Source organism: Paenibacillus glycanilyticus, assembly GCF_030161375.1.
In the GTDB taxonomy this organism is placed as follows: domain Bacteria; phylum Bacillota; class Bacilli; order Paenibacillales; family Paenibacillaceae; genus Pristimantibacillus; species Pristimantibacillus glycanilyticus_B.
The window spans coordinates 320390-342927 of the sequence record NZ_BSSQ01000014.1; the positions used below are offsets into that span (position 1 = coordinate 320390).

Here is a 22538-nt window from a genome sequence, read left to right on the forward strand (position 1 = left end):
TAAGTTAAATTTAAGTTATCGATTAAGTTACAAGATAATCGCAAAATCAATTTCCGTCAATAAAAAAAACATGAAGCGAACTTTATCGCCTCATGTTTCGATTGTTTTTACAGACTCTCTGCTAATCATATTGCCTCTCACGAGTACTCGGCCGCTGCTCGGCGTGCCGGTTCTAATTTTGCTTACGATCTTGGTAACCGCCGCTTTCGCCATTTCCTTCCGGTCCACTTCAACCGTTGTCAGCCCGGGCTCGGCAAGCGTCGCGTACATATCGTTATCGAAACCAACTACCGAACAGTCTTTCGGCACCTCCACCCCTCGCTTGCGAAGAGACTGGATCAGCATGTAGGCAACCTGGTCGCAATTGCAGACAAACGCCGTCGGCATCGGTTCAGGCAACGCGAATTCAATTAATTTGCCTTTCTCATCCCGATCGCTAATGATGTAATCTTCGCGAAGCGCTATGCGATGCTCTAGCAGCGATTTATAAAAACCGAGGAACCTGTCCTGTATGCTGCTGGTGGAATGAATGTTGCCGACAAAGGCAAGCTCCCGGTGACCGTTTTGTATCAAATAGTTGGTCATCTCGTACATGCCGTAGAAATTGTCCGTAATAACGTAATCAAGTTCCGTATCGTCCGTATAGAAATCCAGAAATACAAGCGGTATGCCCGTCTCGTAAAAGGCCGACAAGTAGTCCTTGCTGAGCTGGCCTAGAACGATAAACCCGTCCGCTTTCCGGTCATGGTAAATTCTCGGCAATACAAGCTGCTCTTCATCGCTTTCGCTCAACATATGAAGAATGCCGGAATACTGTTCTTCCTCCAGCGTTGTTGCCAGAGATTGATAGAATTGCAGATAGAAAGATTGGGTAGCCGCTACGTAACGCTCGGCAATGACGACGCCAATGTTCGAGGTATAACCGTCCTTCATCGCTTTCGCCGCCGCATTAAACCGGTAGCCCATTTCTTTGGCCAGCTCTTTAATCTTCTGCTTGAGCTCTTCGCTTACGCCATCTTTATCGCCTAAAGCTTTGGATACCGTTACGCTGCTGACGCCTAGTCTGCTCGCAATATCCCGCATCGTTACATGATTTTGCATTTCGTGCCCTCCGGCTCTGTAGATCGCAAGTTTATCGTTAACCTTACAACGTTAAGATAGGACGGATACCGGCTTTTGTCAAATCCCGTCGTTCGCAAAAAATCCCGCGTACTGCATCGATGGCAGCCGCGGGATTGGTTTATGGGGTAGGGTTGTTATTTTTCTTGGCGCGCAAGATCGCGGTTTCGAGATCAAGCAATAACTGCTTGAGACCGTATAGGTCTTCCTGCTCGAACAACTCGTTGAATTTCATCTGGAATTGTGCCGCTTCCCTTACCCGGTGATAGTAATACAAATCCTGAATCGAGCTCAGCACTCTGGATACAACGTTGGAGCGTTCCTCGAAGTCGCGCTGCGAATCCAGGATCTCATGGCGAATGCTCGACATCTCCGTATCCAGCAAATAAGCCGCTTCGGCCGCTTTTTTCAAGCGTTCGCGCACATCCTCCGGCAGGCTTTCCTTATATTTATAATTAAGCGAATGCTCAATTGTAGCCCAGAAATTCATGGCAAGCGTGCGGATCTGGATCTCGGCGAGTACGAATTTTTGGCCAAGCGCCGTCTGTACCGGATATTCCACAATCATGTGGTAGCTGCGGTAGCCGCTGTCCTTGTAATTCGTAATGTAGTCCTTCTCGTAGACGAGCTTCAAATCCTTCCGTGTCCGGATAAACCCGGCAACGCGGTGTATATCGTCCACGAACTGGCACATGATTCGAATGCCTGCGATATCCTCAATGCCCTTTTCCAATTGATCGGCAGGTACGCTAAGACGCCTTGCTTTTTCCAAGATGCTTGATACTTTCTTGACACGACCGGTTACAAACTCAATTGGCGCATAAGCTTCGCGCATCTTAAGCTCAACCCGCATCGTTTTTAACTTTACTTTTAATTCTTCTACTGCTTGCTCATAAGGCTGCAAAAAAAGATTCCAGTCTCTGCCATCCATCCGGCCGCCTCCTGTTCCTATCGATGATCTGCGCCTACTGCCTCCGATATATTGCGGTAGCCGTCTTTACGCAATCGTTCTTTCAAGCCGTTCGTCAGTTCGCGGAGCACTCCTGGACCTTTGTAGATTAAAGCGGTATAAATCTCTACCAACGAGGCTCCGGCGCGAATTTTATCGTATGCGTCATCTGCGGTGAAGATTCCGCCCGAACCAATAATCGGAAGTTTGCCACCCGTCAGCTGGTACACTTCGCGAACAACCTCAGTCGAACGGTCGCGAAGCGGCGCTCCGCTTAATCCGCCCGTTTCTTTCGCGTTCGGATGCGTAAGCCCCTCTCGGGAAATCGTCGTATTCGAAGCAATAATGCCAGATACGCCGCTTTCTTTAATCGTCGATACGGTAAGCTCAAGCTGCTCGTCCGTCATATCAGGAGCAATCTTCACAAGAACCGGTTTAGCTTTGCTTCCTAATTTCGACGCCTGAAGTCCGATTTCCTCCAACACTTCGCCAAGAAGCGTGCGCAGCTCATCGCCATGCTGAAGCGCCCGCAAGTCGGGGGTGTTCGGGGAACTGATATTTACGACAAAGAAATCGCCGTGCGGATATAACACTTGTATGCAGGAACGGTAGTCTTCGTGAGCCCGTTCATTTGGCGTTGCTTTATTTTTGCCGACGTTCACGGCAATCGGAATGCGGTGAATCTTGCGCTGCGACAGCTGGCGGGCCATCTCATCGGCGCCTTCGTTATTAAAGCCCATCCGGTTAATAAGCGCTTCGTCGGATGGCAAACGGAATAGCCGCGGCAGCTCATTGCCGGGTTGTCCTTTGGGCGTTACCGTGCCTACTTCCGCGAATCCAAATCCAATGCTGGAGAACCCGTCTGCGGCTACGCCGTTTTTGTCCAGCCCGGCAGCAAGGCCAACGGGATGCGGGAAATGGATGCCAAACAGATCTACCGCAAGTTCGGGAGAAGAATCAACGCCATACATGGCATGCAGCATGTTGTTCATGCCCGGAACGCGTCCGGCTGTATGCAGGCCGTCTATAACGAGATGATGCGCCTTTTCAGGGTCCATTTTGAAAAATACCGGTTTAAGAATTGAAGAATAAAGCAAGATTACACACTCCGTTTCAAGTTGTCATTCCTAACAGACAGTTTATCTTTTTTAGAAGAAAAAGAAAAGGGCGGCGCTCTTATTCCAAGACTTGCGCGAGCTTGCGGCTACGAAAGAAACCGTTTACAATGAAAGGACATGGTTATCATTTTTCCATAGAAAGGTTGATTGAAGATGAGCACAGCCAAACGGAAAGCTCCCGCAATGAAAACAAAACCAAAAGAAGAGGTAAATATTAAGGCGCTCGCGTGGATCGGATCGATCGTAGTCGTCGTTATTGCCGCCGTTGCCGTCCTTCTCATCCTCAATCAATAATGCCCGCAAATGCCCGCAAAAAAACTCCATGTCCTCAGCGTAGGCTGAAAGGCATGGAGTTTATGATTACAGATTACATATTAAACGGTTCGTCAGCAATCTTGATCGAATCTGTAGGGCAGCCGTCGCAAGCATCTTGCAAGTCGTCGTACAGATCTTCAGGAATTTCTGTATTACCATGGTTGCCGTCGTTTTTGAAAATCACTTCAGCAATACCTTCGTCGTCATAGTCATAAATATCAGGCGCTGTAGCGCCGCATGCGCCGCAAGCGATACAAGTGTCTTTCTCTACCCATGTAAATTTACCCATTGGTATTCCCTCCCACAAAAAAATATACATAAAAAGGCGTCTGCAAACGTCGTAGTTGCCGCTCGCTATAATTAGTGTAAACCTTCACTCATCAATATATAACAAACCGTCCACCTTGGCAACAAGCTATGCCCATGCAAATGCTACAAATCATCCTTTTGAAGCGACGTTCCGCGCAGCTTTTTGTTGCGGATCAGCACGGACGGATCATCCCCCAGCATCCCGGCGGTAAGCACCGCATTCTCGCCAAATTTGTCCCGCAGCACGTCCATCGTTTTCGTCAAAGCTTCTTTGCGGGGCTGCTCTTTGTAGTCGAACAAATCGAGCTGAACTGCCGTTTCTTCTTCCGCCGCCAGATTCTGCAAGGTAACGCCGAGCAGACGCGCCGGCTCGTTAACCGGCCAATGCTCATCGAACAGTCTGCAAGCTTCGGAATAGATCGCATCCGTCGAATGGGTTGGCGCGCGCAAGGTGCTGGAACGCGTTATCGTGGCCATATCCGGCTTCCGGATCGTAATCTGGACCGTAGAAGCCATCAGCTTCTGCCGGCGCAGCCTGCGGGCCGTCTGATCCGCCAGATTGAGCAGGATGCGATGAGCATCATGCCGGTCCGTTACGTCGTACGGCAAAGTTGTCGTATGCCCGATCGACTTGCTCTGCTCCCGGTCTGCCCGAACCTCCGACAGATCAATCCCATGGGCTGCTGACTTCATCCAGGAACCGTAAACGCCGAATTGCCGAACGAGAAACTCTTCGTCCGCTGCGGCCAGTTGACCGATTGTCCGGATCCGCAGCCGTTCCAGCTTATCCGCTGTTTTTTTCCCGATGCCATGCAGAACGTCGCAAGGTTTATCCCATAATACGCTTGGGACATCCCTCAGACGAAGTACCGTCAAGCCGTTAGGCTTCTTCATATCCGAAGCCATTTTGGCAAGCAGCTTATTCGGCGCAACGCCAATCGAGCTGGGCAGCATCCATTCTTCCGCAATCCGGCGCTGAAGCGTCCCCGCTATATCCAGCGGCGAACCGAATATTTTGGAACCGGTAATATCCATATAACATTCGTCGATGGAGATCGGCTCCACGAGAGGCGTAAATTGCCTTGCGATACTCATAAAGCCGCGGGAGTATTTACGGTACAGGTCAAAGTCCGGCTGAATGAGAAGCAAACCGGGACACATTCTCATCGCTTGCCTGACGGTCATGCCCGTCTTGATCCCTTTGCTTCGCGCAGCATAGGAACAAGTCACGATAATGCCTTTGCGAAGCTCTACGCTTCCCGCAACCGCCGTCGGCTTGCCTTTATATTTCTCTGGCTCCTCCGCTTCATGTACGGAGCAATAGAATGCATTCATGTCCAAATGAAGAATGACGCGCCCTTTGGCCGGATAATCTTTGTGCCCGTCAGCCATAGCCTGAAATCACCTTCCTACTCCATCCAGCATACCGCCCTGCGGGAAGGTGCGTCAAATTGAGAATGATGCGTCCAAAAAAATTCCATGCTCCTCTCTACATTCTAATCAACAAGTGTTATAATAGTTAATTATATTTAAAGGCGATCAGTGTAGAAGAGAAGGAGGCGTCCCGGCTATGACAACATCGATAACTATATTTGATACTACGCTTCGCGACGGTACGCAAGGCGAAGGGATCAGCCTGTCAGCGGATGATAAGCTCAAAATTGCTCAAAAACTTGACGCTCTCGGCGTTCATTATATTGAAGGCGGGAATCCAGGAAGCAACGGCAAAGATATTGAGTTTTTCCAACGGGTAAAAAGCTTGAACCTGCAAGCCAAAATCACGGCCTTTGGCAGTACGCGCCGCAAATTCAGTCTGGCTGAACAAGATTCTTCCCTCGTCCGCATCGCGGAATCCGGCGTACCGGCTGCTACGTTAGTCGGCAAGTCGTGGGATTTCCACGTGCATACCGCTTTGCAAACGACGCTGGAAGAGAATTTGTCCATGATTTACGATTCCATCGCCTTTCTGAAGCATAAAGGCATGGAAGCCTTGTTTGACGCCGAGCATTTCTTCGACGGCTACAAGAACAATCCGGAATACGCGGTTCAAGTATTGCGCAAAGCTCAAGATGCTGGCGCTGACTGGCTTGTGCTCTGCGACACGAACGGCGGCACGCTGCCTGGTGAAATCCATGAGATTGTCAGCCGCATCCGCCAGGACCTTACGGCACCGATTGGCATACATACCCACAATGACTGCGAGCTGGCGGTAGCCAATTCCCTCGCGGCCATCCAAGCCGGCGCACGCCAGGTACAAGGAACGATCAACGGCTACGGCGAGCGTTGCGGCAATGCCAACCTTTGCTCGATCATTCCAAACCTGCAGCTGAAGATGGGCTACGATGTCTTGCCTGAAGAGAAACTTCGCACGCTGACAGGAACTGCGCGGTACGTGAGCGAGATTGCGAACGTCAATATGCCGGTTGGTCAAGCTTACGTCGGCAACGCGGCTTTTGCCCACAAAGGCGGCATTCACGTATCGGCTATCATGAAGGATTCCAAGACGTACGAGCATATTCAGCCAGAGCTTGTAGGCAACAAGCAGCGGATTCTCGTATCCGAACTTGCCGGCCAATCGAATATTATTTCCAAAGCGCAAACGCTTGGCCTGGATGTGAACGCGAACAATGAGCAGACCAAAGCGATCATGGACCATATTAAAGAGCTGGAACATCAAGGCTATCAATTCGAAGCTGCCGACGCCTCTCTTGAGCTTCTTCTCCGCCAAGCTTTTGGCGAGCCCGTTGAAGTATTCAAGGTTGAATCGTTCAAGATTCTCGTTGAGAGCGGCGCTAAAGGCCAAATGAACTCGGAAGCCATCGTTAAGCTGAAGGTTGACGGCCAGCAGGTCTATACCGCCGCTGAAGGCAACGGACCTGTCAACGCGCTTGATAACGCCTTGCGCAAGGCACTAGTTCAGTTCTATCCGAAGATTGAAGAGATCCATTTGTCCGACTATAAGGTTCGCGTATTTGACGAAAAAGATGCTACGGCAGCGAAGGTGCGTGTCCTTGTAGAATCCTCCAACATGGATAGTACCTGGAGTACGGTCGGCGTATCCAGCAACGTTATCGAAGCAAGCTGGGAAGCGCTGGTTGACAGCATCCGTTATGCTTTGCTGAATATGGAGAAAGCAAGTACAGCTCCTTACGACAATATCGAACGAATCGGTGTTGTTAACCACTAAATAAACGTCAAGAAAGCCCGGCAGACAACTGCCGGGCTTTTTGTTATTTCTACATTAGCTATATTGCTCGATCAACCGCTCCCACTCATCAATGGTAATCACGCCATTGATCCGTTCGCGGATAACCCCGTTTGCATCAATAAGGAAGGTGGTCGGGAATGTGTCAACCTTATAGGTGTTCGTAACGTCCCCTTTACGGTCCATCAGAATCGGAAACGTAAATTCATGATCGTCCACAAATTGCCTTGCGGCTCTTTCCTTATCAAACTTTGTTGCATTCACGCCGTAAAAAGCGATTTTATCCCCGTATTTCTCGTATAACTGCTGCAAATCCGGCGCTTCCAGCTCGCATGGACCACACCAGGATGCCCAGAAATTGACGAAAGTCAGCTTGTCCTGCTTGCCGCCAATCGCATACGTTTTCTCGTCTAGCCCCGGCAGCTCGAAGGTCACGGCTTCCGCTCCGGCTTTAGGCTTGAAGCTTGATGAGGCTGCCGTAACGCTGGATTCGTCTTTTGCAACATATTGATACACCGCCAAACCCGCTAATACAAAAGCTGCAATAAACAACATCGTTGCGCGCTTCATGATGTCCCTTCTTTCATTCGCGTTTCTATATTATGCCTATCGTAACACGGCGAGGAATGGAAGCTCAAGCTAGGGGGCACATTAGCCATTGAAAAAAGTCAATGTCACCAAGATCGGAGGAGACTGTTGTTCATGGCCAAACACAAATGGCTGCAGTATCTTGCTTTTGCTTCCGTTCCGCTTGTCCTTGTGCTTGGCAACTCGATGCTTGTTCCGATATTGCCTGACCTTGCCAAAAAGATGAAGATTACAGAGCTTCAGTCCAGCCTCGTTATCACTTTATTTTCGGTCAGCGCCGCTATTTTCATACCATTGATTGGTTATTTGTCAGACCGGTTCCGCCGAAAAGCAATCATCATCCCCGCATTGGCCGTCTATGGCGCCGCAGGGATATTAGCGGGCTTTGCAGCCGTCTGGGGCACTTACTGGCTCCTCGTTATCGCCCGCGTGATCCAAGGCATCTCTGCGGCCGGTACGGCGCCGATTGCCATGGCGTTAGTTGGCGATATGTACAAAGACGGCGAAGAAAGCGAAGCGCTTGGCATTGTCGAAGCGTCCAACGGAGCCGGCAAGGTGATCAGCCCGATTCTCGGAGCTTCGCTCGCCTTAATCATCTGGTATGCGCCGTTCTTTGCGTTTCCGGTATTTTGTGCCGCAGCTCTGGCTGCCGTGTGGTTCTTTATTAAAGAACCCGAGTCGAAGTCCGAACCGCTCAAGTTAAAGCAATATTTATCCGATATGAAGAAAATATTCAAGGAAAAAGGCAGCTGGCTCATTACCTCGTATTGTACTGGCGCATTAGGTTTATTCCTTCTGTTCGGCGTGCTGGTCTATCTGTCGGATATACTGGAGAAGCCCCCATACTCGATCGAGGGCGTTCTAAAAGGCTGCATCCTGGCCATTCCGCTCCTTGGCCTTGTTGTTACGGCCTATTTGACCGGTCACAACATCAAAAAAGACGGCAAAAAAATGCGCCGTTTTATTCTGATCGGATTATCGCTTATGAGCGCGGCTCTGATCGGTTGTTTGTTCAGCTATTGGCTCATCTATGTTTTTATCGGTTTTATTACGTTAAGCAGCATTGGTACCGGCTTGCTTCTCCCTTGTCTGAACACTTGGATTACGGGATCCGTGGACCGTTCCCACCGGGGAATTGTAACTTCGTTCTATAACAGTTTGCGCTTCTTCGGCGTTGCGGCCGGGCCTCCCCTCTTCAGTTGGCTTGCCGATCGTTCCGTAACCGCATTGTTTATTCTGCTGGTTGTACTTGCAATTGCGGCCCTCATCTTCGCGATTAAACTGCTGCATCCGGAGAAAACGGCTAATCCGGCTAGCTAACCTTTCCTGCGCTTAGTATAATGAATTGGATTCCGCAGGAAAGGGACGGGAAGCCGATGTCTACCATTGCGATTACACAGTCTGCTTATATTCAATTAATTGAACGATGCCAGCAGGAATTACCCCGGGAGGCTTGCGGAGTACTAACAGGAACTGCGGCAACTCAGGGTATTCCGGCAATCGTTACGCACGTACACGCCATAACAAATATTCACGAGGATCCGTTCCGCTCTTTTCGCTTTCATCCCGGAGAATGGGTATCCGTGTATTATGACATGCAAAAAAACCGACAAACGCTCGTCGGTTTTTTCCACTCGCACCCAACCTCTTCCGTCACGCCGTCCAAACGCGATTGGCTTGGCTTGCCTGCTTCAGAGGAACAGGCCTCCTATTGGATTATCTCTATGGCAGATGGTCCCGTACCAGTCGTTCAACCTTATAGGCATGCTGGCCAGACCTTCTGTCCTCTAACGCTAATGTTTGCTTAAATAAGCGTACAAATCCCCTAAAGTCGTAATGTTCCGGTCCAAAATCCGGATCAGGAACTGCTGCCAGAGCTTTGCTGTCATCAAGGAATCCTGCAGCGCGTGATGGCGTTCCGTTATTGGAATTCCGAAGTCTTCCAGCAAATCGTCAAGCGCATAAGAAGCCCGCTTCGGCTCCAGCCATTTGGCGACAAGCATCGTGTCCAGAACCCGGTGATTCAAGCTGATTTTCGAAGTTCTCCATAACGCGGCATTCAGGAACTGCTTATCGTGTCCGGCAGCATGGGCCAGCAGCAGTCTTCTGCCGAGAAATTCCATAAAGTCATGCAGAACCTGCATCAGATCCGGAGCATCCTGCACCATCTCATTCGTGATTCCCGTTAACTCTATGATTTGCCTTGGAATTCGACGTTTCGGGTTGACAAGACTATAGAATTGCCTGGACTCATTCAGTTCCAGTCCCTTCATATGGACAGCGCCAAACGAGATGATCTCGTCCCCGTTCGAGGGATAGAACCCGGTTGTCTCCAAATCAAATACGACAATGTCCAGCTCCCTCAGCGGCATATCCAGCAAAGACTGCTTGCGCTGCTCTTTGTTGATGGAGCGGATAAATGCCATCTGCTGTGCGTTTTGCGAACCAAGCATAGAGGCAATGGCAGGCGTAAAGCCTCCCATTTTATACAAATTCCACATCCGCCCGACGCCTTTTGGTTCCTCCTTCATTCCTTATCCACCGCCTTACATGAACCTTCCTGTTGTTCGCTTGAACACTTTACGCTGTAGCCTCTTCCCGATTCTGAGCGCGCTCTTTAGCTCCTCGGTCATTTCTCTGCTCAAGCTCCGACTGGAGAGCTTTCCGTTATTGGCATACAATCCGTCGTCATTTTGTTCCGTTGTCATAAGCCGCAACCGGAGAAACAGTCGGAAAGCCTGCTCGTAGGAGGCCGCTTCATCCGATTCCAATTGATCATGCATCGCCAGCGTGCGAATACGAGACAATGTTGCCGTATCGCGAATGCCCGCTTGAAGCGCCAGCAGACGCACGGCGTTCACAAGCGGGATATAGGCTCCATATTTAATATCCAGACTACCGGCATCCGTTCCATACTGTTCTTTAAGCAAATGTCCAAATACGCCAAGCAGCACTTTATGGCGCATCGTATTATCCAGCATTCGCCGAGTAATATTCGGATAATCAACGACATTATTGAAATAATGGTCCTTCAGCTCAAACGCCAAACGATGATCGCCGTATACCGATCTAGCATCGGCCAAAATCAACAAATAACGAACAGCTTCCCAAGCCGGCTCGGCAAACCAGCTATTCAGCTTGGCCTTCCATTCGGCTAACGACATGCACCATTCCGGGTTGTTGCTTAGCACGTTACCCTCGCATAACGGATAGCCGGATTGATGCAAAGTCGAGACGATAATTGAGGTTAATTGCTGAAAATAAGCCTTGGCTTCTTCCGAATCGTCCGCGGAGTCCTCAAAAACAATACCGCTGTCCTGATCACTCGACAACGTCTGCTCCTGACGTCCTCCGCTGCCGAACAATAGATACGCGTAAGGCACGGGGGGAGAACCCATCCCCAACCGTGCCATTTCCGCTTCCGCTAATAGGATAGAGCGGCAGATCACAGAATCATGCAGCTCATTTAATTGTTCGTTGAATTGTTCGACCGGACTCATCTGGAGAACGCCTTTCATATGCTCATGTACTTGATCCCGCAAACTGCGCAGTACATTCACGTTATCGGCTTTGCCGATTTGCTTCAGAAGCTGCACACGCACCGGATCTCCCATCCGCCGCCTCTCCCCTCAGGACAGTCCAACAAACCTTGCCTTAACCTTGGATGCCTTGACCTTTTTTAAGTTGCTCAGGATAACCATAAGCGCCGTGTTCACTCAGGTCAAGACCGATAATTTCTTGTTCTTCCGTTACGCGGAATCCAATTGTGTACTTAATAATGGCAAGCACGATGAACGATGCCACAAGAACAAATACGCCGCACACCAGAACCGACAAAGCTTGAACGCCCAATTGGTGCCAGCTGCCAGTATCAATCAGACCGCCTTGGCCCACGCCTACTTTGGAAGCAAGCTCATCCGTTGCGAAGATACCGTTAGCAAGCGTACCCCAGATACCTGCAGCACCGTGTACGGACATTGCATAGATCGGATCGTCGACTTTGATTTTTTCGAAGAATTTCGCGCTGTAGAATACAAGCACGCCTGCTACCAGACCGATTACTACCGCAGCCCAAGGCTCAACGAATGCGCAAGAAGCTGTAATGGCTACGAGACCGGCAAGCGTACCGTTCAGCATTGTCGTAATGTCAGCTTTGCCGTTAACTGCCCACGAGATGAGAAGTGCCGCAACTGCGCCAGCGCCAGCGCCAAGCATCGTCGTGAAACCTACATAACCAAAGAAACCGTCGCCGATTGCAAGTGTCGAACCAGCGTTGAAGCCAAACCAACCTACCCACAGAAGCAATACGGACAAAGCCGTAAATACTTGGTTGTGGCCGGAAATTTCGTTAGCGGAGCCGTCTTTGTTGTATTTGCCAATACGCGGTTTCAGGAGTACGGTTGCCGCGAATGCCGCAATAGCGCCGGACAAGTGAACTACCGTCGAACCAGCGAAGTCTTGCGCGCCGTCTTTAGCGAGCCAGCCGCCGCCCCAGATCCAGTGAGCCACGATAGGATAGATAACACCGATAAATACAATCGTAAAGATGAAGTAAGAGGACAATTTAGCGCGTTCTGCAAAGCCGCCCCAAGCGATGGACAGCGATACTACCGCAAAAGCAAGTTGGAACAGGAAGAACAATGTAGTAGGAAGACCGTCGTCTACGCTAATAATGGAAGGATCGAATAGAAAATCGCCGAATCCGATAAATCCGTTAACCGAGCTGTCGGCACCAAACGCGAAGCCATAACCAACTGCCCAATAAACCAATGCTGCAAGTCCTGCGGTGAAGATCGTTTTGCCGGCAACGTGGCCTGCGTTTTTCATTCTAGTGGAACCTGTCTCTAATAGGATGAAGCCGCCTTGCATGAGCAATACGAGCACGAATGCTACCATTACCCACAATGAGTTAATCCCCATGTTAAGCGTTCCTGCTGTCGGGTCATCGGCAAACGCCATTGCCGGAAACACCAAACATAATACAGCTAAAGTTAACACCATTTTCTTAATCAATACGACCACTCCCTTAATGTGATGTTTACTAACATGTTAGGAAAGACTTAATGTCATTATAGTCAGGAACACCTAATTTGACAATATATAATCTTCTAAAATAGAAAAAAAATCTAACGTTCGTGTCTTAATTCGAACGGAATGTTAAGTTTTTTCACAAATGAGCTAGGGAATTGGTTCTAGAGCATATATATTCTTCGCATTTTCAATCTAATACTTTGGAATCATAGTCTACCAAAATTCAATATTCAGGCGAAATTTGTACATTCATGTAACACGTTTGACTGTACGGTTAGTTTAGGATTAAAATTAATGAATAGTATATAGAAAGAAGGTGGAGAGATTGGGGATACGACGCTTTATCGTATAGGCGAACTTTCGAAGTTAGCGAATGTGAGCTCTCGGACAATTGATTATTACACTTCCATGGGCCTAATAGAACCGTCGGAACGTTCCGCCAAAAATTATCGTTTATATCACGATGAAACTTTAGCCAGGCTCAAACGTATCGAACAAATGAAGCTAGAAAAATATACGCTGGACGAAATCAGGGAAGCTTTGGACGGCTGGAGCAAGATTACGCCCGAGGAGCAAGTTTCTCAGAAGCTTACGGATCTGCAGCATCACTTATCCCAATTGGAACGCGAAGTGAAAGAGCTGGAGCCGGTTATTAAGCAGCTGAAGCCAAGACAAGCCAATCGGTTGTATACTCGCCTCATGCCGCAAACCGCAGCTTGTATCGAAGCGTTAATGCTTCTTATTAACAAGGGAAATTTCATGTAAGGATTTGTCCCATCGATACAGCCTTGACCATTCTATTGGAGGTATGATCACATGTTTTTCCACCCTATGGACTTCCTCATCCTGATTGCCTTCGCTTTATCCATTTGGGCGCAGTTTCGGGTCAAAGGAACGTTCAACCGATGGGCCGGCGTACAAACGGCATACGGTTTGACCGGTTACCAGGCTGCACGGCGAATGCTGGACGCAAACGGCCTGCATGACGTACCTATCGAGCCTGTACGCGGTACGCTGTCTGACCACTACGATCCGATTCATCGCGTTGTTCGATTATCTGAGCAAGTGTATTATGAAAGTTCGATTTCCGCTGTTGCGGTTGCCTGCCACGAAGTTGGGCACGCGATTCAGCACAAAGAGCATTACCCGATGCTTGTTCTTCGCCACCGGATCTTCCCGGTCGTGAACATCGCATCCGGTATCGCACCGTTCCTGCTCATCGCCGGCTTCTTGTTCCATGCGATGAACTTAGTCGGTCTTGGCATCATCTTCTTCTCGGTAGCCGTTGCCTTCCAGGTCATTACGCTGCCGGTCGAATTTAATGCAAGTAACCGGGCACGCGATTTGATGGTTGCCGAAGGCTTCATTACCAATGAAGAAGAACGCGGAGTAGCGAAAGTGCTTAACGCTGCCGCCCTCACTTATGTAGCAGCAGCGCTGATCTCCTTGCTGGAGCTCGTCAAATACATTATGATCTTCACATCAAGTAATGATGACTAAAACACAAGAAACGGTATCTCCAGGGAGATACCGTTGATGTAACTGACACAAGAAACGGTATCTCCTAAGGAGATACCGTTTCTTTGTTTCCTTGCTTATCTTCCAGCTCTTTAAAGTATCGGATCAGGAAGCTATGAAATACTTTGGCCACTAGCGGCATCTTTTCGTTGGACCGGTGAATGATGCCGATATTCCTCGTTACCTTTGGCGACCGGATGCGCACCTTGGCGGTTTGCAATACCCCTGCATGATACAACGCCATTTCAGGCAGCAAACTTACCCCCATGCCGGCTGCAACCAATCCGCGGATCGTCTCCGTCTCTTCCCCTTCAAAACCGATCTTAGGGGTAAATCCGGCTTCCTCGCAAGCTTCGTATACGATTGGCCGAAGCGAGTACCCTTCACCAAACATAACAAAGGTATCGTCCTTCAGCTGGCTAAGCTCAATCTCCTGCTCCCCGGCAAGCTGATGGGTAGTAGGCAGTATCGCAAACAATTCCTCCGTTAGCAGAACTTCGCCGCAAACCTGCTCATGCTCATCGGGAAACGGCGAGATAAAGGCCAGATCGATTTCTCCCTTTACCATATCGCGAATCAAGGAAGGATACATCCCCTGACGGAATCGAAACTGGACATTAGGATGCAGCTTGCGAAAAGATGCCACTACCTGCGGAACTACGGTTACGCCTAAACTATGCGGGAAGCCTAGCCGAATCTCCCCTTTTTCCGGGTCCATAAACTCGTGGATTTCCACGACTGCCTTCTCCAGGTCCTCGAGAATGACCTCCGCGCGTTTAAGAAACAGCTGCCCAACCGGAGTCAGCTGCAAATTACGCCCCTTCTGCAGAAACAGCTTAACCCCCAGCTCTTCTTCAAGCTGATGAATTTGCCGACTGACTGCAGACTGCGCAACATGCAGCTCTTCTGCCGCTTGCGTCACATGTTCTTTTTTGGCAACCTTCACAAAATAATAAAGCTGACGTAGTTCCATAATGTCTCCTATCTCTCCCGTACATCCTGATTCTAATTCATGCGCCTTCTCTTCGTCATGGCGCGGTCCAGTAAGCCGTATAGCACAAATCCCGCAAGTCCGCCGCCTACATGCCCCCACAGATCGATCGAAGGGATTAGGATCGAATAAACGACGCCAAATCCTAATATCGTATATACCGTTTTGCGCGAGGCTTCATCCAGCCACGCCTTGCGGAACAAAGAAATAAACAAAAACGCTCCATACACGCCGTAAATAGCTCCCGATGCTCCTACCGCTAAATGCGGCTCGTTCTGGATATAGCTCGAAATCAAGGAGCTAAGCAGATTGCCCAGGATGCCGCATAGAAGGTAAAACAAAGCGTATTTCAGCGACTTCAGCAATCGCTCAAGGGGCGGAGCAAACACCAGTAAGGAAAACATATTAAATAGCAGATGCTGAATACCCGAATGCATAAAGATGGAAGTAACGTACCGCCATGGTTCTTGCAGACCTAGCGGGTCACCTGCCGGATAACTTATAAATGCTCCATAATCAATTACATGGCCTGCATCATTGGTATTCCCCGTCATGGCAACTACGATGAAATAAATCAGGTTAAGCGCAATGAGAACGGAAGTAACCGGATATGCCCGTAAATATCCGCGAAAGCTTTCATATCTTAAAAAAATCATTACGAATCTCCCCTTCCAACCATTGGACAACGCCGTTTCACAAAGCTTATAATATAACCTGTTACAAACCTTAAACGTGAGAAGGAGGACATATCCATTATGTCACAAGAGCGTACTGGCGTTGCCGCATTCAAAGGCAATCCTATTACATTAATCGGTCCAGAAATCAAAGTTGGAGATCAAGCTCCGGATTTCACAATCAACAAATCCCTGGTTGACCATGTATCCTTGAAAGATTTCGCTGGCAAAGTAAAGCTGATCAGCGTTGTTCCTTCCATTGATACTGGCGTATGCGACGCGCAAACTCGCCGTTTCAACGAAGAAGCCGCTTCCCTTGGCGACAACGTTGTTGTGCTGACAGTTAGCGTTGATACTCCGTTCGCGCAATCCCGCTGGTGCGGCGCTGCAGGCGTTGACAAAGTAGTTATGCTGTCTGATTTCAAATCGCATGACTTCGGTCAAGCTTACGGCGTCTACATAAAAGAATTTGGCCTTGATATGCGCGCCATCTTCGTCATCGATGCGAACGATAAAGTACAATACGTAGAATATCTGTCCGAAATGACTGAACATCCAAATTACGAGCAAGCCATCAACGCGGCTAAAGCGCTCGTATAATCATTTACGCGTAAATAAAGCGAGTGAAGGCATACCTTCCTCGCTTTTTTATTTTGTATGCGGTTCTTTTTCTTAAGCTTTAAACGCAGCAAGCTTCTTGTCCAATGTCCGGTAAATATCAAGAATGACACGGTAATTGGAACCAAGATCACCTAGCGAGCCTTTGGAAGCGGAATAAATATCAACCGCCGAAGTAACAGGATTTACACTGATCACGGTTACGGTAATATCCATGGTGCGTCCGGTCATCGTACGTTTCTCCAGGACAATCTCCCCAACTGACTTCACTTCGTGCAGAAGCTTGTATCCCTGCATTTTCTTCAGGGTAGACACAACTTCCTCCCAAGCCTTTTCTTTCGAAAGCTTGTAAACATGTGATTTGAGCAGTGGGTCTTTAGCTTTATCGCCCGTCGCTTCGTGACTGCGAAGCAGTCCGATTAGAGTGCGCTTCAACAACGATGATCTCCCCCTCTAGCATCTATGTACGTATACATCAAAATAATTGTAGCATGTTTGTACTCATGAAAAAAGACCATAAAGGGTATCTACACAAAAGCAGCCCCTTAATCATCAATAAAATGATGACCAAGGAACTGCCGGTCGCTATAATGGCAAGAAAAAAACCCGCGAATGCCGTCCGACTTACATGCTTCTGAACCCGCTCTCGCAGGTGGGTGTCCGCAGAAACGTTTTTGAGATCCCCTTTAGAGGGCCTGTCAGCCGCGCTTCAATGTTGGTCTCCCTAGAAACAGCCATTGGTTCAAAACAACGAAAAGCCGAAACGAACATCGCAGGATGTATTGCTATTATAGACGTAAATCCGACAAAAGTAAACTTGTGTCTGCTGCTATTTACTGGTTCCGGTCTCTCTCCGAGTCCGCGAGATCAGCAAGTTCATTTTCCTCTGCTTCTGCTGCTTTCTGTTTCTCCATTTGATCTTGAAGCTTACGGTAGATCAGGTGGAAATTCCAGAAGGACAGGTAAGCAATCACGCTGCCCATGAAGAAAGGAATAAGGAACGTATATTGCGTGCTGAAATACATTACCGCCGCGGCCATAATGGCTGTCGAGAAGGAGCGGATCGGACGTCCAATTGTAATAAGGACCGCATTTTTGAGCAATTGAAACGTTTTCATATGATAGTGCACTAGCATAGAGAAGAAGTTAAATAAGGACACCACTAACAGAAGGCAAATCGCCAGGTACAGATAGGAGAACAAATTGAATTGATCCTTGTACACCACAAAATCAATGACCATGATTCCAAGAATAAGCGAATAGAAAATACCGCCGATCATACTTTGTAAATAATTCTCTTTGTATCCGCGGAAAAACGTCTTGAACATCGGAACATCCACTTCGCCCATTACCCATTTGCGTGCAATCGTGAACATAGCTGCCGTAGCCGGGAACAACGTGAATGGGGCGATAACTGCCATCATAATCAATGTCGCGTATACCTGACTCGTAACCGCAGAATCAGAAGTATCCGCAGGCGCAGCTAGAAGCCCGCTCCAAGCGATAAATACAAACGGAATCGAACATACCAGCCATAAGATGTTAATGACCGCCAGACGCATTATCCATTCGGAAATCCGGTACAAACCGCCAACAAGGCCTTTTGGTTCCATTTGAATCGCCCCTACCTTCATAGAATAAGTTGTGTATGAAAAACCCTCTATCGAAGCCACTTGAAGTAGTGCGACCGCGTGTAGAAGTAGGTTTTCTCTTAAGCGGATTAAAAAAAGGGAAAGCCCGGATGCCCGCTAGGCATCACGGACTTCCCCTGATCTAGATAACTTAGTTGTTTGCGAAGTCTTCAGACGAATATTTCGGACGACGGGACTCGCTGCTGCTGCTGCTACGGCCTTCACCGCTGCGTCCGCGTCCGCCACCACCGTTATTGTCACGGTTGCGGCCTTCGTAGCCACCACGGGATCCACCGCCGCTGCCACCTTGACCGCCGCTGCTGCGTCTGTCGTCACGGCCGCGGTATCCACCGCCGCCGCCTTGACCGCCGCCACGGTTGCCGCCGCCAAACGATCCGCCAGAATAACGGCGACCGTTCGAACGAATGTCCGGCTTGCGTTTCTTAGCGCGAAGCGGTTCTTCCGGCGTCAGTTCAACGTTAACGTCTTTCTTCTCGCCAGTAAGCAATTTGAGGGCAGCTGCCATCAAATGCACGGAATCGTATTGCTCCAGCAATTGGATAGCGATGCCTTTGTACTCCGTGAAGTCTTCGTTCTGCACAACTTCGAGCACACGCTCAGCCGTCAGGCGTTGTTTGCCTTCAATTGCTTCCGCCAGGCTTGGCAAAGGCTTCTTGCTGATGCGTTGACGCGTAACTTTCTCAATGAAGTGAAGGTGATCCACTTCGCGAGGCGTAACGAACGAGTAAGCGGAGCCTTCTTTACCCGCACGGCCGGTACGGCCGATCCGGTGAACATAGCTCTCAGGGTCTTGCGGAAGGTCAAAGTTAATAACGTGAGTTACACCCGATACGTCGAGACCACGTGCCGCTACGTCTGTTGCCACGAGAACATCGATGCTGCCGTCGCGGAATTTGCGCATAACGTTATCGCGCTGGTTCTGGGACAGGTCACCGTGAAGGCCGTCAGCCGAATATCCGCGTTTTTGCAAACCTTCGCTGAGCTCATCAACACGACGTTTCGTACGACCGAAAATAATGGCGAGTTCAGGCGATTCCATATCGAGCAAGCGAGCTAGCGCTTCGAATTTCTGGCGCTCATGCACTTCGAAATAATTTTGTTGAATCGTTGGTGCCGTAACTTGTTTCGAAATAACCGCTACATGCTCCGGATTTTTCAAGAATTGCTGAGCCAGCTTCTGAATGTTCGGAGGCATTGTTGCCGAGAACAAGAGGGTTTGGCGCTCTTCAGGTACTTGCTTCAGGATGGATTGGATATCCTCCATGAAGCCCATGTCCAGCATTTCATCCGCTTCGTCTAGGACAACGGTCTGTACGTCTTCAAGTTTAATCGTCTTGCGGTTAATATGGTCGAGCAAACGGCCCGGTGTACCGATAATAATTTGCGGCTTCTTCTTCAGAGCGCGAATCTGGCGACCGATTTCTTGTCCGCCATAGATCGGCAATGAACGAAGACCTTTGTATTTAGTCAGCTTCCCGATCTCGTCTGCTACTTGGATAGCAAGCTCACGGGTTGGCGTCATAATCAATGCAACGATACGTTCTTCGTTGACCGGAATCTTGTTAATAAGCGGGATTCCGAATGCAGCCGTTTTGCCTGTACCCGTCTGTGCTTGACCAATCATATCGCTCCCTGCCATTGCAATTGGGATCGATTTGTCCTGGATTGGGGTAGATTCCTCAAATCCAAGCTCCGTAATTGCCTGCAACACTTTCGGTTCCAGGCCAAATTCAGCAAATGTTTTCAAACTTTTCTCATACTCCTTTTATCTGCAGCCTACTAAAAAATATCCAAATCATTATAGCACATAAAGACTTACGAATACCAGCAATGGACAAAAAGCCATACTACCATAGATTAACAACCGCTGATTTTTAGCGAATTCAATCATGGAGCTAACCAATAATGAACATATGGACTTTCAAGCCTGCCGTCGCCGCAGCCGTCATGACGATAGGCTCATTGCTAATTGCCGGCGCATTTAATCTTTTCCTTATTCCCCATCAATTACTTAGCGGCGGCCTCTCGGGCGTTGCAATGATGATCGGCTATATTACGGGTGGAAATATCGGCTTGCTGTATTTAGTGCTTAATGTTCCGGTGTTGATATGGGGCTGGTTCATCGTGGGACGCCGTTTCATTATCTGGAGCATCTACACCGTTCTAGCGTCAACCTTATTTCTTCAACTCATTCCTGTCACCGCGATTGCGCAAGACGTAGTGCTTGGCTCTGTCTTCGGCGGCATCATTCTCGGGATCGGCACGGGCATGACACTCCGGTTCGGCGGATCCTCCGGCGGCTTTGATATTATTGCATCCATTATTACGCGCAAACGGGATTTACCGGTGGGCTCCATTATTTTCACGCTCAACGGACTGGTCATCGCGGCCCTCGTGTTATTTACGAAGGACTGGAACCTGGCGCTCTACTCGCTTGTATCCATCTTCACGGCCGGCAAAGTGGTCGACATTATCCATGTCCGCCATATAAAAGTAACGGCCTTTATTATTACGACAAAGACCGAAGAGATTTTGGCGAAGCTGCTTAGCCATCCGCGCGGCATTACCATCATCAAAACAAGAGGCGCTTATACTTCAGCGGAGAAAGATATGCTTATGACCGTAAGGACTCGTTATGAGCTTGCGGAGCTCCGGAAGACGATTGCGTCGATCGACCCTAAAGCATTCGTAAACATTGTTGAAACTGTGGGCGTGATCGGCGACTTTAGGCGACCGAAGGATTAGTCCAAGTATAATAGACAAACATGGAATCATATACATATCCCTATGTTTTTACAATTGATCCTGTTATAATGTGGTTATCCCGTAAGTTTAGTTTCTTGCCATATGATTTGCCCTGAACCTATGATGAAAGGGTGATGCTCAGGTGGATATGGAAACAGTCACATTGTCACAGATTGTGGAAAAGCTGGTGCCCGAGCTAAGTTCTTTCCTTACGAAGCGCGAGCTTGCGATCAACATCGTGCTGCGGGACGGATTAGCTGTTCTGGAACCGGAAGATGCAAGGGAAATTGTACATCACAGCATTTGCGAGCATCAAATAGAAGCTTTGCTGCAATGACAAATCGGGTGTTTGAATAGAACTGTTTAGCCTGTCGGCCTTGAGCCGGCAGGCTTTTTGTTTGTGTCAACAATTGGTTGCTTAGAAAGTCCCTTCTCCGAAAAAAATAATGCCACGAATCCTTCTTCTGCATTATAATTTGGATGAAAACGCTAACGGGGAGAGGGCATAATATGGACATTATCTTTTCGACGCTGCTGCTGTTGTACCACCTCATTACGGGAACCGGAGAAGACAATGTCGCCGCCAAGCAGCTATCTGCCTCGCTCTTTAACGCGGCTGCAGGCAAAACGATCATTCAGGTCGAGCCTGCCGCAACAACTACAACCACGCCAGAAGCCGTAGACAACGGCCTAAAGACGGATCCGCAGCCGGACGCCCCAGCAGTCAAAGGCGTATACGTAACGGCACACAGCGCCGGTGGGTCGCGTTTAAACACGTTGCTGCATCTTATGGATGACACGGAGCTTAACAGTATGGTCATTGACATTAAAGATGACAATGGATACATAACTTATCCGACGCAGACGCCGGAGCTGTTGACATTGGGAACAACCCAGAAATACATTGCCAATATCCAGTCATTGATGGCCAAACTTAAAGACCATAACGTATATCCAATCGCAAGAATTGTGGTGTTCAAGGATACCGTGTTAGCCAAAAAGCATCCCGAGTACTCTTACCGCCATTCCGATGGTTCACTCTGGGCCAACGGCAATGGAGACAGCTTTGTTAATCCCTATATGCCGGAGGTATGGGATTACAATGTGGCGATTGCTAAAGAAGCCGTTAAATTAGGCTTTAAAGAAATTCAATTCGATTATGTGCGCTTCCCTGAAGGCTTCGAGAAAAAAGCCGATTCCTTAACCTTTGCCAAGACGGACCAAAGCCGCGTAGATGCCGTTGCCGGCTTCGTGAAATACGCCAGAGAGCAACTTGAGCCGCTAGGCGTCCGGGTATCCGTCGATATATTCGGGTATGCCGCATCCGTGCCTGCAGCGGAAGGGATTGGACAGGATTTTGCCAAAATTTCGAGCGATGTTCATGTCATCTCCCCTATGATCTATCCAAGCCATTACTCGACCGGCTGGTTCGATCAGCAGGATCCGGATAAAAATCCTTACGCGACGATTGCCGGGGCCATGAAGGACACGCACAAGAAACTCGACCCGATTGGCGACGAGAAGCCGATTATCCGTCCTTGGATTCAAGATTTCACCGCAAGCTGGCTGGGCAAAGGACATTACATCAAATACGGGGCAACCGAAGTGCAAGCTCAAATCAAAGCGCTGCATGACGCCGGAGTGGACGAATACCTGCTGTGGAACGCAAGCAACCGCTATTCGGAAGGCGTGAAATACTGAAGCGC

Annotated in this window: 24 protein-coding genes and 1 other RNA gene; 10 read left to right on the forward strand and 15 right to left on the reverse strand. The window is 49.0% G+C overall.

The window, feature by feature from the left end; translation table 11 throughout:
* Window positions 1–90: 90 nt before the first annotated feature.
* The 3 genes from QQK89_RS17950 to QQK89_RS17960 all read right to left on the reverse strand — a co-directional run bounded on the left by QQK89_RS17950 (window position 91) and on the right by QQK89_RS17960 (window position 3165).
* Window positions 91–1101 carry a LacI family DNA-binding transcriptional regulator gene (locus QQK89_RS17950; protein ID WP_284240015.1) on the reverse strand — a complete coding sequence of 337 codons (1011 nt, stop codon included), beginning with the start codon at window positions 1099–1101 and terminating at the stop codon, window positions 91–93.
* Between the two features lie 139 nt (window positions 1102–1240).
* On the reverse strand, window positions 1241–2050 hold the full coding sequence (locus QQK89_RS17955; RefSeq protein WP_284240016.1) for a GTP pyrophosphokinase: 810 nt from the start codon (window positions 2048–2050) through the stop codon (window positions 1241–1243).
* A gap of 17 nt (window positions 2051–2067) precedes the next feature.
* A complete protein-coding gene (locus QQK89_RS17960; RefSeq protein ID WP_284240018.1) occupies window positions 2068–3165 on the reverse strand; it encodes a quinone-dependent dihydroorotate dehydrogenase in 1098 nt (365 codons plus the stop codon).
* A gap of 174 nt (window positions 3166–3339) precedes the next feature.
* Here QQK89_RS17960 and QQK89_RS17965 point away from each other — a divergent pair, with 174 nt between their 5' ends.
* Window positions 3340–3480 carry a hypothetical protein gene (locus QQK89_RS17965; protein ID WP_284240019.1) on the forward strand — a complete coding sequence of 47 codons (141 nt, stop codon included), beginning with the start codon at window positions 3340–3342 and terminating at the stop codon, window positions 3478–3480.
* A 73-nt stretch (window positions 3481–3553) separates the two neighbouring features.
* On the opposite strand, the gene QQK89_RS17970 is transcribed toward QQK89_RS17965, so the two are convergent.
* Together QQK89_RS17970 and QQK89_RS17975 are read right to left on the reverse strand one after the other, a co-directional pair.
* Entirely contained in the window at window positions 3554–3790 is a 237-nt protein-coding gene (locus tag QQK89_RS17970; RefSeq protein WP_284240020.1) for a ferredoxin, read from the reverse strand.
* Between the two features lie 143 nt (window positions 3791–3933).
* Window positions 3934–5202, reverse strand: a complete 1269-nt coding sequence (locus tag QQK89_RS17975) for a DNA polymerase IV (protein ID WP_284240021.1) — start codon at window positions 5200–5202, stop codon at window positions 3934–3936.
* Between the two features lie 178 nt (window positions 5203–5380).
* Between QQK89_RS17975 and cimA the strand changes: the two genes are divergently transcribed.
* A complete protein-coding gene (gene cimA / locus QQK89_RS17980; protein WP_284240022.1) occupies window positions 5381–6997 on the forward strand; it encodes a citramalate synthase in 1617 nt (538 codons plus the stop codon).
* 54 nt (window positions 6998–7051) lie between these two features.
* Here cimA and QQK89_RS17985 read toward each other — a convergent pair whose 3' ends face one another.
* Window positions 7052–7585 carry a TlpA family protein disulfide reductase gene (locus tag QQK89_RS17985; protein WP_284240023.1) on the reverse strand — a complete coding sequence of 178 codons (534 nt, stop codon included), beginning with the start codon at window positions 7583–7585 and terminating at the stop codon, window positions 7052–7054.
* 132 nt (window positions 7586–7717) lie between these two features.
* Here QQK89_RS17985 and QQK89_RS17990 point away from each other — a divergent pair, with 132 nt between their 5' ends.
* Together QQK89_RS17990 and QQK89_RS17995 are read left to right on the forward strand one after the other, a co-directional pair.
* Entirely contained in the window at window positions 7718–8923 is a 1206-nt protein-coding gene (locus QQK89_RS17990) for an MFS transporter (RefSeq protein ID WP_284240024.1), read from the forward strand.
* Window positions 8924–8979: 56 nt separating this feature from the next.
* Window positions 8980–9411: a M67 family metallopeptidase gene (locus QQK89_RS17995; protein WP_284240025.1), complete on the forward strand. Its 432-nt coding sequence runs from the start codon at window positions 8980–8982 to the stop codon at window positions 9409–9411.
* Here QQK89_RS17995 and QQK89_RS18000 read toward each other — a convergent pair.
* From QQK89_RS18000 to QQK89_RS18010, 3 genes are read right to left on the reverse strand one after another with little or no spacing between them, the layout of a single operon-like run.
* A complete protein-coding gene (locus QQK89_RS18000; protein WP_284240026.1) occupies window positions 9397–10134 on the reverse strand; it encodes a 3'-5' exonuclease in 738 nt (245 codons plus the stop codon). The genes QQK89_RS17995 and QQK89_RS18000 overlap by 15 nt on opposite strands.
* Window positions 10135–10149: 15 nt before the next feature.
* Window positions 10150–11217 (reverse strand): DUF294 nucleotidyltransferase-like domain-containing protein, encoded by a 1068-nt coding sequence (locus QQK89_RS18005; protein WP_284240027.1) that lies wholly within the window; start codon window positions 11215–11217, stop codon window positions 10150–10152.
* 40 nt (window positions 11218–11257) lie between these two features.
* Window positions 11258–12616 carry an ammonium transporter gene (locus QQK89_RS18010; RefSeq protein ID WP_284240028.1) on the reverse strand — a complete coding sequence of 453 codons (1359 nt, stop codon included), beginning with the start codon at window positions 12614–12616 and terminating at the stop codon, window positions 11258–11260.
* A 342-nt stretch (window positions 12617–12958) separates the two neighbouring features.
* Between QQK89_RS18010 and QQK89_RS18015 the strand changes: the two genes are divergently transcribed.
* Both QQK89_RS18015 and QQK89_RS18020 read left to right on the forward strand, forming a co-directional pair.
* Window positions 12959–13399 (forward strand): MerR family transcriptional regulator, encoded by a 441-nt coding sequence (locus QQK89_RS18015; RefSeq protein ID WP_284240204.1) that lies wholly within the window; start codon window positions 12959–12961, stop codon window positions 13397–13399.
* 51 nt (window positions 13400–13450) lie between these two features.
* Complete coding sequence (locus tag QQK89_RS18020) at window positions 13451–14134, forward strand: zinc metallopeptidase (RefSeq protein ID WP_284240029.1); 684 nt, start codon at window positions 13451–13453, stop codon at window positions 14132–14134.
* Between the two features lie 64 nt (window positions 14135–14198).
* Here the strand turns inward: QQK89_RS18020 and QQK89_RS18025 are convergent, their stop codons facing one another.
* Window positions 14199–15125 (reverse strand): LysR family transcriptional regulator, encoded by a 927-nt coding sequence (locus QQK89_RS18025; RefSeq protein ID WP_284240030.1) that lies wholly within the window; start codon window positions 15123–15125, stop codon window positions 14199–14201.
* A 32-nt stretch (window positions 15126–15157) separates the two neighbouring features.
* Complete coding sequence (locus QQK89_RS18030; protein WP_284240031.1) at window positions 15158–15799, reverse strand: rhomboid family intramembrane serine protease; 642 nt, start codon at window positions 15797–15799, stop codon at window positions 15158–15160.
* A 99-nt stretch (window positions 15800–15898) separates the two neighbouring features.
* Between QQK89_RS18030 and tpx the strand changes: the two genes are divergently transcribed.
* Entirely contained in the window at window positions 15899–16417 is a 519-nt protein-coding gene (gene tpx, locus QQK89_RS18035) for a thiol peroxidase (protein ID WP_284240032.1), read from the forward strand.
* Window positions 16418–16489: 72 nt separating this feature from the next.
* On the opposite strand, the gene QQK89_RS18040 is transcribed toward tpx, so the two are convergent.
* From QQK89_RS18040 to QQK89_RS18055, 4 genes are all read right to left on the reverse strand, one after another.
* Window positions 16490–16873 carry a DUF1499 domain-containing protein gene (locus QQK89_RS18040; RefSeq protein ID WP_284240033.1) on the reverse strand — a complete coding sequence of 128 codons (384 nt, stop codon included), beginning with the start codon at window positions 16871–16873 and terminating at the stop codon, window positions 16490–16492.
* A 161-nt stretch (window positions 16874–17034) separates the two neighbouring features.
* Window positions 17035–17217, reverse strand: a non-coding RNA gene (ssrS, locus tag QQK89_RS18045) — 6S RNA.
* Window positions 17218–17268: 51 nt separating this feature from the next.
* Window positions 17269–18048, reverse strand: coding sequence for a YesL family protein (locus QQK89_RS18050; RefSeq protein WP_284240034.1), 780 nt, complete (start codon window positions 18046–18048; stop codon window positions 17269–17271).
* Between the two features lie 169 nt (window positions 18049–18217).
* Window positions 18218–19834 carry a DEAD/DEAH box helicase gene (locus QQK89_RS18055; protein WP_284240035.1) on the reverse strand — a complete coding sequence of 539 codons (1617 nt, stop codon included), beginning with the start codon at window positions 19832–19834 and terminating at the stop codon, window positions 18218–18220.
* Between the two features lie 158 nt (window positions 19835–19992).
* On the opposite strand from QQK89_RS18055, the gene QQK89_RS18060 reads away from it, so the two are divergent.
* The 3 genes from QQK89_RS18060 (at window position 19993) to QQK89_RS18070 (ending at window position 22533) form a co-directional block, all read left to right on the forward strand.
* Window positions 19993–20832 (forward strand): YitT family protein, encoded by an 840-nt coding sequence (locus tag QQK89_RS18060; protein ID WP_284240036.1) that lies wholly within the window; start codon window positions 19993–19995, stop codon window positions 20830–20832.
* A 148-nt stretch (window positions 20833–20980) separates the two neighbouring features.
* Complete coding sequence (locus QQK89_RS18065; RefSeq protein ID WP_091189279.1) at window positions 20981–21169, forward strand: hypothetical protein; 189 nt, start codon at window positions 20981–20983, stop codon at window positions 21167–21169.
* A gap of 173 nt (window positions 21170–21342) precedes the next feature.
* On the forward strand, window positions 21343–22533 hold the full coding sequence (locus tag QQK89_RS18070; protein WP_284240037.1) for a putative glycoside hydrolase: 1191 nt from the start codon (window positions 21343–21345) through the stop codon (window positions 22531–22533).
* Window positions 22534–22538 lie beyond the last annotated feature (5 nt).

Excerpts from the sequence above, each read along its gene's own strand:
- QQK89_RS17950 (WP_284240015.1), bottom strand. The coding sequence starts at position 1,101 with ATGCAAAATCATGTAACGATGCGGGATATTGCGAGCAGACTAGGCGTC.
- QQK89_RS17955 (WP_284240016.1), bottom strand. The coding sequence starts at position 2,050 with ATGGATGGCAGAGACTGGAATCTTTTTTTGCAGCCTTATGAGCAAGCA.
- QQK89_RS17965 (WP_284240019.1), top strand. The coding sequence starts at position 3,340 with ATGAGCACAGCCAAACGGAAAGCTCCCGCAATGAAAACAAAACCAAAA.
- QQK89_RS17970 (WP_284240020.1), bottom strand. The coding sequence starts at position 3,790 with ATGGGTAAATTTACATGGGTAGAGAAAGACACTTGTATCGCTTGCGGC.
- QQK89_RS17975 (WP_284240021.1), bottom strand. The coding sequence starts at position 5,202 with ATGGCTGACGGGCACAAAGATTATCCGGCCAAAGGGCGCGTCATTCTT.
- cimA (WP_284240022.1), top strand. The coding sequence starts at position 5,381 with ATGACAACATCGATAACTATATTTGATACTACGCTTCGCGACGGTACG.
- QQK89_RS17985 (WP_284240023.1), bottom strand. The coding sequence starts at position 7,585 with ATGAAGCGCGCAACGATGTTGTTTATTGCAGCTTTTGTATTAGCGGGT.
- QQK89_RS17990 (WP_284240024.1), top strand. The coding sequence starts at position 7,718 with ATGGCCAAACACAAATGGCTGCAGTATCTTGCTTTTGCTTCCGTTCCG.
- QQK89_RS17995 (WP_284240025.1), top strand. The coding sequence starts at position 8,980 with ATGTCTACCATTGCGATTACACAGTCTGCTTATATTCAATTAATTGAA.
- QQK89_RS18000 (WP_284240026.1), bottom strand. The coding sequence starts at position 10,134 with ATGAAGGAGGAACCAAAAGGCGTCGGGCGGATGTGGAATTTGTATAAA.
- QQK89_RS18005 (WP_284240027.1), bottom strand. The coding sequence starts at position 11,217 with ATGGGAGATCCGGTGCGTGTGCAGCTTCTGAAGCAAATCGGCAAAGCC.
- QQK89_RS18020 (WP_284240029.1), top strand. The coding sequence starts at position 13,451 with ATGTTTTTCCACCCTATGGACTTCCTCATCCTGATTGCCTTCGCTTTA.
- QQK89_RS18025 (WP_284240030.1), bottom strand. The coding sequence starts at position 15,125 with ATGGAACTACGTCAGCTTTATTATTTTGTGAAGGTTGCCAAAAAAGAA.
- QQK89_RS18030 (WP_284240031.1), bottom strand. The coding sequence starts at position 15,799 with ATGATTTTTTTAAGATATGAAAGCTTTCGCGGATATTTACGGGCATAT.
- tpx (WP_284240032.1), top strand. The coding sequence starts at position 15,899 with ATGTCACAAGAGCGTACTGGCGTTGCCGCATTCAAAGGCAATCCTATT.
- QQK89_RS18050 (WP_284240034.1), bottom strand. The coding sequence starts at position 18,048 with ATGGAACCAAAAGGCCTTGTTGGCGGTTTGTACCGGATTTCCGAATGG.
- QQK89_RS18060 (WP_284240036.1), top strand. The coding sequence starts at position 19,993 with ATGAACATATGGACTTTCAAGCCTGCCGTCGCCGCAGCCGTCATGACG.
- QQK89_RS18065 (WP_091189279.1), top strand. The coding sequence starts at position 20,981 with ATGGAAACAGTCACATTGTCACAGATTGTGGAAAAGCTGGTGCCCGAG.
- QQK89_RS18070 (WP_284240037.1), top strand. The coding sequence starts at position 21,343 with ATGGACATTATCTTTTCGACGCTGCTGCTGTTGTACCACCTCATTACG.